The 12609-nt window shown below is 71.2% G+C and carries 12 protein-coding genes; all 12 read left to right on the top strand.

The features are described from left to right. The first annotated feature begins 4 nt into the window (after positions 1 to 4). The 12 genes from HCN51_RS18480 to HCN51_RS18530 all read left to right on the top strand — a co-directional run bounded on the left by HCN51_RS18480 (position 5) and on the right by HCN51_RS18530 (position 12586). Positions 5 to 883 carry a Scr1 family TA system antitoxin-like transcriptional regulator gene (locus HCN51_RS18480; protein WP_206067179.1) on the top strand — a complete coding sequence of 293 codons (879 nt, stop codon included), beginning with the start codon at positions 5 to 7 and terminating at the stop codon, positions 881 to 883. A 126-nt stretch (positions 884 to 1009) separates the two neighbouring features. Continuing rightward, positions 1010 to 2176: a hypothetical protein gene (locus tag HCN51_RS18485; RefSeq protein WP_206067180.1), complete on the top strand. Its 1167-nt coding sequence runs from the start codon at positions 1010 to 1012 to the stop codon at positions 2174 to 2176. Beyond that, positions 2169 to 2783, top strand: a complete 615-nt coding sequence (locus HCN51_RS18490) for a 3'-5' exonuclease (RefSeq protein WP_168010809.1) — start codon at positions 2169 to 2171, stop codon at positions 2781 to 2783. The genes HCN51_RS18485 and HCN51_RS18490 overlap by 8 nt, the downstream gene beginning before the upstream one ends. Next, positions 2758 to 3426 (top strand): dTMP kinase, encoded by a 669-nt coding sequence (tmk, locus tag HCN51_RS18495; protein WP_168010810.1) that lies wholly within the window; start codon positions 2758 to 2760, stop codon positions 3424 to 3426. The genes HCN51_RS18490 and tmk overlap by 26 nt, the downstream gene beginning before the upstream one ends. A 46-nt stretch (positions 3427 to 3472) precedes the next feature. Then, the gene (locus tag HCN51_RS18500; protein ID WP_168010811.1) at positions 3473 to 4315 is read left to right on the top strand and encodes an SAM-dependent methyltransferase; all 843 of its coding nucleotides are present in this window, start codon (positions 3473 to 3475) and stop codon (positions 4313 to 4315) included. 287 nt (positions 4316 to 4602) lie between these two features. Then, positions 4603 to 4929 carry a hypothetical protein gene (locus HCN51_RS18505; RefSeq protein WP_168010812.1) on the top strand — a complete coding sequence of 109 codons (327 nt, stop codon included), beginning with the start codon at positions 4603 to 4605 and terminating at the stop codon, positions 4927 to 4929. Between the two features lie 72 nt (positions 4930 to 5001). Continuing rightward, positions 5002 to 6210 (top strand): methyltransferase, FxLD system, encoded by a 1209-nt coding sequence (fxlM, locus tag HCN51_RS18510; protein WP_168010813.1) that lies wholly within the window; start codon positions 5002 to 5004, stop codon positions 6208 to 6210. 84 nt (positions 6211 to 6294) lie between these two features. Continuing rightward, entirely contained in the window at positions 6295 to 6534 is a 240-nt protein-coding gene (locus HCN51_RS18515; protein ID WP_168010814.1) for an FxLD family lanthipeptide, read from the top strand. 93 nt (positions 6535 to 6627) lie between these two features. Further along, the gene (locus tag HCN51_RS18520) at positions 6628 to 8859 is read left to right on the top strand and encodes a lantibiotic dehydratase family protein (protein ID WP_206067181.1); all 2232 of its coding nucleotides are present in this window, start codon (positions 6628 to 6630) and stop codon (positions 8857 to 8859) included. A 45-nt stretch (positions 8860 to 8904) separates the two neighbouring features. After that, positions 8905 to 9681: a thiopeptide-type bacteriocin biosynthesis protein gene (locus HCN51_RS58120; RefSeq protein ID WP_277350033.1), complete on the top strand. Its 777-nt coding sequence runs from the start codon at positions 8905 to 8907 to the stop codon at positions 9679 to 9681. A 169-nt stretch (positions 9682 to 9850) separates the two neighbouring features. Next, complete coding sequence (locus tag HCN51_RS18525) at positions 9851 to 10993, top strand: hypothetical protein (RefSeq protein ID WP_168010815.1); 1143 nt, start codon at positions 9851 to 9853, stop codon at positions 10991 to 10993. Between the two features lie 378 nt (positions 10994 to 11371). Next, on the top strand, positions 11372 to 12586 hold the full coding sequence (locus HCN51_RS18530; protein WP_168010816.1) for an MFS transporter: 1215 nt from the start codon (positions 11372 to 11374) through the stop codon (positions 12584 to 12586). Positions 12587 to 12609: the final 23 nt, after the last annotated feature.

Genomic DNA, 12609 nt, shown 5'->3' on the forward strand with positions numbered 1-12609 from the left:
GGGCGTGACCAGCGTCCAGCAAGCCCGAGTGGCGCTCGGCAACAAGCTGCGCAGCCTGCGCGCGTCCGCCGGCCTGACCGGCCGTGAGCTCGCCGAGCGTCTCTCCTGGCCTGCCTCGAAGATCTCGAAGCTGGAGACAGGGAAGCAGACTCCCACCGAGGCCGACGTCACGGGCTGGGTCGGCGCGACGACCGGCGACGAGCAGGACGCCGCCTCGGTGCTGGCGATGCTGCGCACGATGGAGTCGGCGCACGCGGAGTGGCAGCGGCTCCTGAGCGGGGGCACCCGCCATCATCAGGGCACCTGGGCCGACATGGAGCGGCGCGCCGCTCGTCTTCGGGTCTTCGAGCCCGCCTTCGTTCCCGGGCTGCTCCAGACTGCCGGGTACGCTCGTCACCGGCTTGCTCAGGCCATCACGGTGTTCGGCATCACGAACGACATCGACGACGCCGTACGAGCCCGGCTGGCCCGGCAGGACATCCTCTACGACCCGCGCAAGCGCTTCCACTTCGTGATCACCGAGGCCGTTCTCCGGTACCGGCTGTGCCCGCCGGAGCTGATGCTGCCCCAGCTCGATCGGCTGGTGGCCGCCTCGACGCTGCCCAACGTGCGCCTCGGCGTCATTCCGTTCGGCACGCCGTTCGTCATCGCCCCCGGGTGCGGCTTCTGGATCTTCGATGACCGCCAGGTGCTCGTGGAGATCTTCTCGGCCGAGCTGACGCTGACCCAGGCCCAGGAGATCGACCTGCACGAGAAGGTCTTCGGCGCGATGGCCTCCGTCGCGGCCTACGGCGCCAGCGCCCGCGCGGTCATCACCCAGGTGATGGAGGAGCTGCGCTCGACGCTGCCCGACGACGATGGCGAAAACGCCGCGACGGCGTAGCTCGATGTTTCGCCTCGTCGTCGCCGGCTGGTCAGATTCGAGAAATCTCTAGAACTTTCCTCGCCGTTCTCTTCGCCTCCGTGTCACGCTGACAGCGCCATCGACGGTCCTGACCTGGAGATTGTCGTGAGTTCAGCGTTCGTTCCGCTCCTGTCCAAGGAGGCCGTGGCCGCGCTCCCGCAGCGGGCACGTGAGGTCGTCGAGTACCGGAAGTCGGGGCTGTCCCTCAACCACGTGCAGGGCTGCCCGCTCGGCTGCGCGTTCTGCATCCGGCACACCTACGACCTGTGGGACGCTGATCGGCCGCGGGCGTTGATGAGTGACGGCGAGGCGGTCGAGCAGCTCGTCAGGCATCGGTACTTCCGGCCGCACGACACCCCGTTGCAGGTGTTCAACCGGGCCACCGACCCGTTCCTGCCGGGCGTGCGGGGCCACCTGTTCGCGGTGCTGGAGGACCTCGACCGGCGAGGGCTCACGAACCCCGTGCTGGTGATCACCCGTGGTTTCGTGAGCGTCCGCGACTGTGAGCGGCTCAACTCGTTGGCGAACGTGAAGGTGACGCTGCTGTTCACGTACTCGGGGATCGACGACAAGCGGATCGAGCCGCATCCCTCCGGGACCGCCGTGCGGTCCATGCGGCTGGCCACGTCGTACGGGCCGCGCCGCTACCGGACGATCTTCTACTGGCGTCCCCTGGTGCCCGGCCTGAACGACACCACGGCCCACCTGGCGCGGGCTGTAGGTCTGTCCAGGTGGGCCGACGCCACGGTGTTCACTGGCCTGTTCTACCGGGACGAGATCGCGGACTACTACCGCGCCAACGGCCTGCCCGAGCCCTACGAGGAGACCGCCCGCCGCAAGATCGTCCCTGAGACCCTGGAGGAACGCATCCTCGCGGCGTTCGCGCGCCGGCCGCCGGACGCGCCGCCGCTGTTCCGCAAGACCTCGTGCGCCGTCTCGTACGCCCACGGCCTGCCGGACTACAACGGGCACTACGGCATCGACGAGCTGTGCGACATCTGCCCGGCCGCTCAGCTCGACCGGTGCGCCCAGGCGCACCGCGTACCGACCGCTCTCCAGCTCCTGGAGGCCGCCGGCGCCTTGCCCGAAGCCACCGGCATGCGCGTCATCGAGGTGACGGAGCGGGCGGCGGAGGTCGAGGGGCTGCCGTCCGAGCAGCCGCGCTATTACCTCCAGCACCGGCTCGGCTTCCAGGTCCATGACGCCGCGCATCCTCATCGCCGACGACGGCACGGCCGGGCCGCGATCGGATGGGAGAGCACCAATGGCTGACATCGACAGGCAGGCGTGGACGGCGTTCCGCTACGCCGTCGCGGACGTCGAAGGCAACGGGCAGCAACCTCCTGACCTCGTCGAGCTGGCCATCGTCCCGATCGAGCAGGGCACGGTAGGAGAACCGCTCACGTGGCTGGTGAAGCCGCCGAGGCCGATCACGCCGCTGGCCTGCCGCATCCACGGCATCTCCAACCAGCAGGTGGCGTCCGCTCCGCCGGCTGCCGAGTACGCCCCGGACATCATGGCGGCCTTCGGCGGCGCCATCTTCGTGGCGCACAACGCGCACGTGGACCTCAGCGTGCTGGCCCGGGAACTGCCGGGGTTCCAGCCCTCCCTGGTCATCGACACCCTCAAGCTGGCCCGTCGTCTCCTGCCGGGCCGCCCCTCGTACAAGCTCGGCGTGCTCGCGGAGGAACTGAAGCTCGCCACCGGCCTGCCCGCCGGCCTGGCACCTCACCGCGCGGCCTACGACTCTCTCGTCTGCGCCCGTCTCCTCGCGCACCTCGCCGCCGGCGCGGAACCGCTGCCGCTGGCCGCCCTGCTGACCGACCCGACGACCTCCCGCGAAGGATCGACCGATGACGCAGCTCAAACCCTTTTCTGACCATCAACGCGGCCTGTTCACCAGCATCGACGGCCCCTCCGGCGCCGGTAAGTCGACCATCGTCGCGCACCTGTCGCAGCTCCTGGTGGCCGACGGCGAGCACGTCCACACCACCGCCGAACCGTCCAACGGAGTGCTCGGCAAGATCGCCCGCGAGATGACCGAGACCGTCACCGGCCCCGCGCTGGCGTGCCTGTACGCCGCCGACCGCTACCACCACCTCGAAACCGAGATCAAGCCCCACCTGGACGCCGGCGAGATCGTGCTCTGCGACCGATACGTACCGTCCGCGCTGGTGATGCAGCGCTTCGACGGGGTGGACCCGGCCTTCCTGTGGGCCCTGAACTCCCTCGCCGACCGGCCGGACCTGGCGGTGGTCCTCGAAGGCGCACCCGAGGTGATCGCCGCGCGGCTGGCGGAACGAGGAGCGCACAACCGCTTCCAGCTCACCCCCAGATCCAGTCACGCCGAGGCGCACTTCTACCGGCAGGCGTGCGACCGGCTCATCCAGGCCGGATACGACGTCCTGCGCGTCGATATCGGCGCCGACGACGCTCACCAGATCGCGGTCACGATCAGGAACCGGCTCGCGAACTTCTTCGCCGTACGCGAGGACCACCCGCCAAAGACGGCCACGTGGTGACGCCCGTCCTGCGGCTCCTCCCCCTCGACGATCAAGTGAGACCCAGATGACCGACACCCCGCTCACTCCGCCACCCGGCGCCAGTTTCAACCCGGCCGAGGCCGTTCCGGCCCGCACTTACGCCGCGCTGCGTGGGGCGGACAAGGAGGCGTTCGCTCCCGACCGGGAAGCCGTGGACAAGCTCAAGAGGACGATCCACGACAAGGTGGACGAGGTGGCCCAGGAGAACGCCGCCGCGCTGGTCCGCGTCGTCCGCCACCTCGCCGAGCGCGGCTACAAGCAGTTCGCCGACCTGGGCTGTGGCAAGCCCGTGCAGGGCATGGACGCCCTCGGGCTGCCGGACCTGTACGACGCCGCCGCCGGCATCGAGCCGGACGTCAAGTGGCTGGCCCTGGACTCCGATCAGGTGGTCGTGACGACCTGCCGCGCGCTGCTGCGCGGCCCCGGCGTCAGCGTGGTGCAGCAGGACCTACGACAGAGTGCCAAGGTCCTCGACGCCATGAGCGCTCACCTGTGGCTGGGCAAGCCGGTCGTGGTCATCCTGGGCGCGGTGCTGCACTTTCTGACCGACGAGCAGTGCACCGACCTCAGATTCGCCCTGCGGGCCCGCCTGGCTCCCCGCAGTGTGGTCGTGGTGACCCACGTGACGGGGGACGGCATGGACCCGGAGGCCGTCGAGCGCGGCAGAGCCGCCTACGCCGAGCTGCACGGCGGTGTGCCGATCTACGTCCGCAGCGAGCGCCAGGTGCTGGACCTGGTGCGCGACTTCGCCATCAAGGACCCGGGCGTCGTCCGCACGATCGACTTCCTGCCGGAGGAAGGCGGACGTACCCCGCTGCGGGACGCGCCGCACTTCCTCATGGTGATGGCGGAGCGTAAGGACAGATGACCGTGGCATGGCAGCGGCCAGTCACCGCGCGGCGCACCCTCGCGCGCCGTACTGCCATGCCGCGTGCGTGCGGCCCGGTGTCGTCTTCCCCACCGCATCGCACCGGTCGCAGGCTGGGCGTCCGCTCGCCAGTGATTGACGCCCAGCCTGCGCCACCGCCTCAAGCAGCTCAGAAGCACCCCACGCCGGTGCCATCTTCACCACGGCGGCCGATCGGCACCGCCGCGCTCCGCTTACTGCTCGCCCCCCACCGCAGAGAACAGTCCGACCCGGGTGGAGAGCAGACCATGACCAGAGCACGCCAGCCCCAGCAGGCCGAGCCGGAGCAGGACGAACCCGCCTTCGCGTGGGTCCCGTACAAGCCGATCGGCAACCTGCTACGGGTCACACACACCTCGTGCTGCGGCCGGTTCGAGTGGGCGTCCGAGGGCGGCCAGTTCTTCGTGCTCCGCTCCGCCGGCGGTGGCGACTACGAGGAGACCGGCCGCGGGCGTCATCGGCAGGCCATGGACGTCTACATCGCTCTGGCCGAGCGGCACCGCGATGAGCATCTGCGCCGTGGGGAGGCCGCAGAGCCCGACACCTTCCTCAAGGGAAGCAGGCGGCGCGGCTGACCCCGGATAGCCCCCGTCAGCAGCCACCATCAACCCGTTGCCCAACACGACCACGAAGAGGGGACCCACCCTGTGACCACCGACAACGACGTCCACGACGTCGCCGCGCTACGTGACGCCATGGTGCACGAGCTCCGTGAGCAGGGCGCGATCCAGTCCGAGCCCGTGGCGGCGGCCTTCGCCGCCGTGCCGCGCCACCTGTTCACGCCGGGCGAGTCGCTGGAGGTCGCCTACGGCGTGGACAACGCGCCGATCGTCAAGCGTGACGACAACGGCCTGACCCTCAGCTCGGTATCGGCCCCGCATCTCCAGGCCGTCATGCTGGAAGCGGCTGAGATCAAGCCCGGCATGCGCGTGTGCGAGGTCGGCAGCGGCGGCTACAACGCCGCGCTGATGGCCGAACTTGTCGGCGACAGCGGGCGCGTCACCACGGTGGACATCGACCCCGACATCGTCGAGCGCGCCGGCGCCTTCCTGCACGAGGCGGGCTACGACCACGTGCAAGTGATGCTGGCCGACGCGGAGCGGGGCGTCCCCGAGGCTGCCCCGTTCGACAGGATCATCGTCACGGCCGGGAGCTGGGACATCCCGCCCGCCTGGATCGAGCAGCTCGGCGGCGACGGCCGCATCGTCGTTCCGCTGCGGATGAAGGGGACGACCCGCTGGATCGCGTTCGACCGGGAAAGCGCAGGCGGCCTGGTCAGCCGTGACTACGGGTTGTGCGTCTTCGTGCCGTTCCAGGGAGCCGGGTCCCACACCGAGCGGACGGTCGCGATCGAGGACGGGGTGGTGCTGCGCTGGGATGACGAGGACCTCAAGGTCGACAGGGACGCGTTGCGCCGGGCGCTGCACCTGCCGCGGCTCGAACGCTGGTCCGGCGCGGTGTTCGACATGCCCGACGAGCAGGCACTGTTCCTGCTCACCAACGAAGCGGACATGGCGCTGCTGCACGCCGACCAGGAGGCCATCGACCACGATCTGGTCGCCCGCCCGGCCCTGCGGGGCGTGCCCGTTCTGATCAACGGGGACAGCTTCGCCTACCGCGCGGCGCGGCCGAACGAGGACATGAGCAGCGGATACGAGAGCGGCGTCTACGCGCACGGCCCCTCGGCCGGAACTCTCGCCGCCCGGTACGCGGAGCTGCTGCGCCAGTGGGCAGACAAGTACCACCGGCGCGGCGCCGCCTCCATCCGGTATCTCCCCAAGGCCGCCACCCCGCCGGCACCCTCGGCCGGCGTCCTGCCGAAGCGGCACGGGACCGTCGTCGTCACCTGGCCCTAGACCACCGGAGCCCTCGAGAGCTCGAACGACCTGCCCGAGGAGGCACCGGGGAACCCCAACCGCCCCAACGAAGGAGGCACCGTCATGACCGCCCGCACTTCCGCAGGTGCGACAGCACTCGCGCCACCCGCCCCCGATGCAGGCGCGGCAGCACTCGCGCCCCTCACTCCCGATCAGACCAGCGATGGCTGGGACGCCGAGTGGCTCGCCGACCTGGACGTGACCATCGTCGAGTCCGGCGTGGCCGCCGAGCAGCTCATCCGCATGACCGACGACGGCTGCAACTCGACCTGCGGGACCGCATGCGTGAGCTGCGGCACGTAGGCGCTCCGCCGAGATCCGACGCCTGACCCGAGCGCCCGACCGGCCATCCGCTGCCCGGCCGGTCGGGCACCCCCCAAGTCACGGGAGCGGCTGATGTACCGATACCTCGACTCCGCCATCTTGCGTGCCCCAGTGTGGCCGCCGGATCAGCAGATCGCCTCGTGGCCCGATCTGACCGGCCTGGACGCCGGTCCCGCTTCCTGGCGTGCTTGGCTGGCTCGTACGTGGCAGACGCCCGGGTTCGCGGCGGCCGTGGAGCAGGCCAGCCCGGACCTGGCCCGGCGAGTACGCGAGATCTGCGCTGGCGGGCGTATGTCCGACCTGGCGACGCGCCGGGCGGTGCTCTCCGTGCTGCGCTACCTGCTGCGCGCCTCGGGCCGGGCCACGCCGTTCGGCCTGTTCGCCGGCGTCGCTCCGGCGCGCATCAGCTCCGTGTCGGATCTGCCGGCGGTGCGCATCGGGGACGCGCACCGCCCGAGGGCCCGGATCACCGCGGAGTGGCTCGGCGGGGTCGTCCACCGGCTGGAAGGCGAGACTGAGCTGCTGCGGCGGCTGGAGGTGACGGCCAACAACCTCGCCTTCGAGCGTGATGGCCGCCTGGTGCTCGAACACCGCGCCAGTACCGAGGCCGGCGGCGCTCCGGGGCATGTGAGCGTGCGCGCCACCGGCCCCGTACGAACGGCGCTCCGGCTGGCTCGCGAGCCCCTCCTGGTGTCGGAGCTGATGACCCGGCTGTCGGCCGCCTCCCCGCGCACTGCCGAGACCACCGTCGACGCGCTCGTGGCCGAGCTGGTCGCCCAGCGCCTTCTGCTCACCAGCCTGCGCCCGCCCATGACGCGCTGTGATCCCCTGCGGCACCTCCTCCACGAGCTGGACGCGGTGAACGCGGACGAGATCGGCGAGGTGGCCGACATCGTGAAGGGCTTGCGTGTCATCGCCGATGACCTCGCCGCTCATGATCGGGCGCCCACGGCAGCGGCGGGCGAGCATCGAGCACGCGCGGTGGCGGCGATGGCGGGAATCCACCGCACGAAGCGCCCGCCGCTCTCGGTCGATCTGCACCTGGACGGGGAGGTGACGATGCCCGCCGCGGTCGCGTCCGAGGCGGCTACGGCAGCCGCCGCGCTGGTCCGTCTGGCCCGCCGACCCGTGCTCTCCGCTGAGTGGGTGGCCTGGCATGAGCGGTTCCTGGACCGGTACGGCCCACGCGCCCTGGTACCGCTCCGGGACGCCGTTGATCCCGACATCGGGCTCGGTTACCCAGTCGGCTACGACGGTGCACCCACATCCGAAACGGTGATGCTGGCCGATCGCGACCGCAAATTGCTGGCCCTGGCCCACAACGCCGCGCTACGCCGCCAGCGCGAGATCCTGCTTGGTGACGACATGATCGCCGAACTCGGTGGTGTGGGCCCGGACGCGCCGGTTCAGCCCACTACGGAGCTGACCGTACGGGTCGAGGCGGCCACGCCGCAGGCGTTGGCCGAGGGCCGGTTCACACTCGTCGTCGTCGGCGCCTCGCGTGCCGTGGGCACCATCACCGGCCGGTTCCTTGACCTGTTCGACGACGAGCACCTCCAGGCTTACGGGAGCCTGCCCACAGGCACCCGGGGCGCACTTGCCGTCCAGGTATCGGCCCCGGCACCGTACGCCGTCACCGAGAATGTCGCCCGCGCCCTCCAGGTGCTGCCGGACCTGCTGCCGGTAGGCGACGCCTTCGACAATGCCCACATGGTGGCTCTGGACGATCTGGCCGTCACTGCCGACCTGCGGGGCGTCTACCTGGTGTCGCTGTCACGCCGCCGCACCATCGAGCCGGTGATCTTCAACGCGGTCAACCTGATCCAGCACACCCACCCGCTGGTGCGGTTCCTGCTCGAAGCGCCGCATGCCCTTCGAGCACCGTGCGCCGGCTTCGACTGGGGTCCCGCCTCCGCGCTGCCGTTCGTCCCCGCGCTGCGCTACGGGCGTACGATCCTCTCGCCTGCCCGGTGGCGGCTCACCGCAGCCGACCTGCCCGCGCCCTCGGCCACCTGGGCGCAGTGGGACGCCGCCCTGACCGCCTGGCGGAAGCTGGTGGCGCTGCCGGAGACGGTCAGCCTCGGCGGCGGCGACCAGCACCTACCGATCGACCTCCGCGAGCCCGCGCACCGCGCCCTGCTGCGCGCCCAGGTCGACCGCGCCGGCACCGCCGTGCTGCGCGCCGCCCCCTCAGCGGACGCGGCCGGATGGATCGGCTGCCGCGCCCACGAGCTCGTGATCCCGCTCACCGGGACCGGCCGGCCTGCCGAGCAACCCCGTCTCTCGCGCGAGGTGGCCACTTGAGAGGACGGTTTCCTGCCCGGCCAGCACGGGCGGGTCTCGCTCAAGCTGTACGGGCACCCCGACCGGCACGACGCCATCCTCACCCGCCACCTGCCGCGCCTGACCGACGCACTCGGAGCCGACGCCCAGTGGTGGTTCCTTCGCTACCGCGATCCCGACCACCACCTCAGCATCCGGCTCACCGTTGCCGAGAGCAGGCTCACCGATGCCACTGCGCAGGTCACCGCATGGACCGAGCAAGTCCGTCGGGCTGGGCTGACGGCGCGCGTGCAGTGGGACACCTACCTGCCGGAGACCGCCCGCTTCGGCGGTCCCACGGCCATGGACGCGGCCGAGGCGTACTTCGCGGCCGACTCCGCCACCGCCCTCGCGCAGTTGACGGCGACCGCTTCCCGGGGAGGGCCGAACCTGCACGCGGTGACCGCCGCGAGCCTGCTCGACATCGCCGCCGCCTTCCTGGGGGACGCCGGTACCGCGATGCGCTGGCTGATCCGTCACAGCCGACCTGGCGCCTCCCCACCCGACCGGATCATCTACGACCAGGCCGTACGCCTGGCCCAGCCGGGCGACCACGCAGCCCTGGCCGAACACCTGGCGGGCGAGCAGATCGTTTCCTGCTGGGCACGGCGACGGCAGACACTCGCCGACTACCGCGACGCGCTGCAAGAGGCCGGCACGCTGCCCCTGGCCGTCGTACTGCCCGATCTGCTGCACCTGCACCACGTCCGCATGGCGGGGCTCTCCCCGGCCGGCGAGCGGACCTGCCTGCACCTGGCCCGCGCCGCCGCGCTGAGCTGGACCAACCGCCCCAGGAGACGCTGACCATGAACGAGACCCGCGCGAGCGCGTTGGCCATGGCAGAGTCCATCGCCGCAACCCTCGCCGACCCCCGGCCGTGGACAGCCGAACCACCGGGAAACGGCCTGGTCTGGCCCCAATCGCTGTGGTCCGGCGCGGCCGGGGTCGCCCTCACCGCTAGGAGCTGACCAGGATGAACGCCTTGCCGCAGGCCGCGCAGCGCTTCCCCCTGATCCCGCGCCCCCGCCCGGCCTGCCTGCCGCTCGGGGCCCGCATCACCGAACTGCGTGACCTGGCCACGACCGCCGCCGCGAGCACGAGAGCCGACCGCCTGACCATCGCCGCCGAGACGCTGAACAAGGCCGCCCTGATCGCCAGCGACTGCGGCGCCGCCGCCGTGGCCCGCTCCCTGTGCTGGCGGCACTTCACCGCCTACCTGCCCGCCTGGCCCTTGGATGCGCCCCAGGCACGCCACGCCCTGGAACCGCTCGTCAACCTCGCCCGGCTCGCCATCCGCGAACGCGACGGCGCCCGCGCTTACCTCCTGCTGCACTCCCTCTTCCTCGCCGTCAGCGACGGCAGCACGGCCGACATCGACGGCCATCGCGTCCCGTTCGACGGCCTGATCCGATCCGGTAGCGACCTCCACACCGTGCGCAAGTGGCTGTGGGGCGTCTTCCTGGCCGAAGGCATCCGAGCGCTCATCAGCGCGGGCCAGTGGGACCAGGCGGTCGCCCACGCGCAGCAGTACCACGGGGTTGGCCAGCGGCTCCTGGACGGCCGCCAGGCCACGATCGTCGCGCACTGCCTCGCCGGGCGCACCGAGGACGCCCTGAACCTCGTTGCCGGCAGCGCCCCCGAGCAGCCATGGGAATGCCTGGTGGGCGGCTGTCTGGACGCCTTGTGCAACCACGCCGTCGGGCGAGCACCGGACGACACGATCGCTCAGGTCCAACGCCAGTTTCTGGAGCTCGACCGCGTGCCAGGACTGTTGATCTTCCGCACGCGGCTCGGCCTGACCATCCTGGATCTGACCGCCGAAACCGGCTGCCCCGTGGCCAACCGCGTGTTCACCTCCCTGATCGGAGACATCCGCACCACCTCCGACGGCTACGCCGCCCGGGAGGTCCTGGCGCACAAGCAGGCCAGTACGCTACTCAGCCCTGCCGAGCAGCACGAACTCACCTCGGCGGTGCAGGACGCAGGGCTCGGGCTCGGCACCATCCCCGACCCTTGGATGCCCAGCCTCTTCTCAGCGGTGAAGACGGGCGAGGCGGTGATAGAGGCGGGCCTGACCATGCCCGCCCAGCCGGTCAACAGCCGTGCGTCCTCCTGAAGACCATCCCGGCCGTGGCCACCCGCCGCTGACCCCGACCACGGCAGCCGCCCGGCACAGGCCCGAACCGGGCGGTGCCGCCGTGGGACCGGGACCGCCGGAAAGCCTGTCCCACGGCCCTGATGCCGCTCTGGGACATCCGCCGCGAAGGACAGCCATGGACTCCCTCCCGCCCCCTGACGGTGGCTTCTATGGCTGGGTACCGCCCGGTGGGTCGCCGCGCTGGCCATGGCTCGCGAAGCTGCTTCGCTATCTCATCGAGGATCCCTCTGACGGCTCATCCCAGAACGCCGACAACTCGAAGGAGCCTCGACCCCCAGCCGACAAGCAGGGGCAAGCTCAGAGGAGGGGAACCCCTAAGTCATGATGCGTGACCGCATGCGAGCCCCCGTCGAGCTCCTCCGGACCAACCGCGACTATCGCCGGTACGCGCTGGCGCGGCTGTCCTCCACGATCGGCACCACCGTCGCGCCGCTCGGCCTGGCGTTCGCCATCATCGAGGCCGGGGGTGGTGCCGCCGCGCTCGGGCTGGTCCTGATGGGCGGCCTGCTGGTGTTCATCGCGGTCACCCCGGCCGCGGGGGTGCTGGCCGATCGGCTGCCGCGCCTGTCCATCATCGTGGCCTGCCAGATCATCTGCGGGGTGTGCCAACTCGTCGCCGGCGTGCTCGTGCTGAGGGGCGCGGCAGCGGTCTGGTCGCTGGTCGCGCTACAAATGGTCGCCGGCGCCGCCGGAGCGTTCTTCCAGCCGGCGGTCAAAGGGCTCGTCCCGCAGCTCGTCCCACTGGGGCCGATGCTGAGCCACGCCAACGCCCTGCTCCAGATCGCCAACAACGCCGTCGCCATCCTGGGGCCGGGCATGGCCGGGCTGGTGATCGCCCTCAGCAGCCCCGGCATCATCCTCGCCTGGGACGGCGCCACCTTCCTCGCCTCCGCCGCCCTGTTCCTCACGCTGCGCCTGCCGCCCTCCCCGCGACGGGAACGACGGCGCTTCCTGGCCGACCTGGCCGAGGGCTGGTCGGCCTTCCGCAGCCGCCGCTGGCTGTGGGTGCTGACCGTGGTGAGCGCGTTGACGTCGGCGTGCTGGGCGGCCGGCGTGAGCGTGCTCGGCCCCATCTACGCCACCCGCTACCTCGACGGCGCCGTTAGCTGGGGCCTGGTCACCTCCGCGATCGGGATCGGATTGGCGTGCGGCTCGATCACCTCGCTGCTCTTCCCGCCCGCCCGCGTCGGCCGGGTGATGTGCCTCACCCCGATCCCCGTGGCGCTGCTCCTGATCGGCATGGCCACCGGCGCTCCTCTGCTCGCGCTCGCCGGCGCAGGCGCCCTGACCGGAGCGGGCGGAACACTCCAGTTGATCGCCTGGACCTCCTACCTCCAACAGGCCATCCCCACCGAGCAGCTCAGCCGCATCGTCGCCACGAACGCCCTGATCGCCACCCTGCTGGTGCCCGTCGCGTACGCCGTCGCCGGCCCCGCCGCGGAACTGGTCGGCGTGCGGGTCGTTCTCGGGGGATGCGCCCTGATCGTGCTCGGTGGCGCCGTGATCGCCGCCTGCTCACGCGACGTCCGGCAGTTGGCCACTGGCACTTAGCCCATGCGACTGGCCTCGTATAA

Origin of the sequence: Nonomuraea composti, assembly GCF_012034275.1 — a bacterium.
In the GTDB taxonomy this organism is placed as follows: Bacteria; Actinomycetota; Actinomycetes; order Streptosporangiales; family Streptosporangiaceae; genus Nonomuraea; species Nonomuraea composti.

Bases quoted from the DNA above. Each gene is read 5' to 3' on its own strand.
- HCN51_RS18490 (WP_168010809.1), top strand. From the start codon at position 2,169: ATGGCTGACATCGACAGGCAGGCGTGGACGGCGTTCCGCTACGCCGTC.
- tmk (WP_168010810.1), top strand. From the start codon at position 2,758: ATGACGCAGCTCAAACCCTTTTCTGACCATCAACGCGGCCTGTTCACC.
- HCN51_RS18500 (WP_168010811.1), top strand. From the start codon at position 3,473: ATGACCGACACCCCGCTCACTCCGCCACCCGGCGCCAGTTTCAACCCG.
- HCN51_RS18505 (WP_168010812.1), top strand. From the start codon at position 4,603: ATGACCAGAGCACGCCAGCCCCAGCAGGCCGAGCCGGAGCAGGACGAA.
- HCN51_RS18515 (WP_168010814.1), top strand. From the start codon at position 6,295: ATGACCGCCCGCACTTCCGCAGGTGCGACAGCACTCGCGCCACCCGCC.
- HCN51_RS18520 (WP_206067181.1), top strand. From the start codon at position 6,628: ATGTACCGATACCTCGACTCCGCCATCTTGCGTGCCCCAGTGTGGCCG.
- HCN51_RS18525 (WP_168010815.1), top strand. From the start codon at position 9,851: ATGAACGCCTTGCCGCAGGCCGCGCAGCGCTTCCCCCTGATCCCGCGC.
- HCN51_RS18530 (WP_168010816.1), top strand. From the start codon at position 11,372: ATGCGAGCCCCCGTCGAGCTCCTCCGGACCAACCGCGACTATCGCCGG.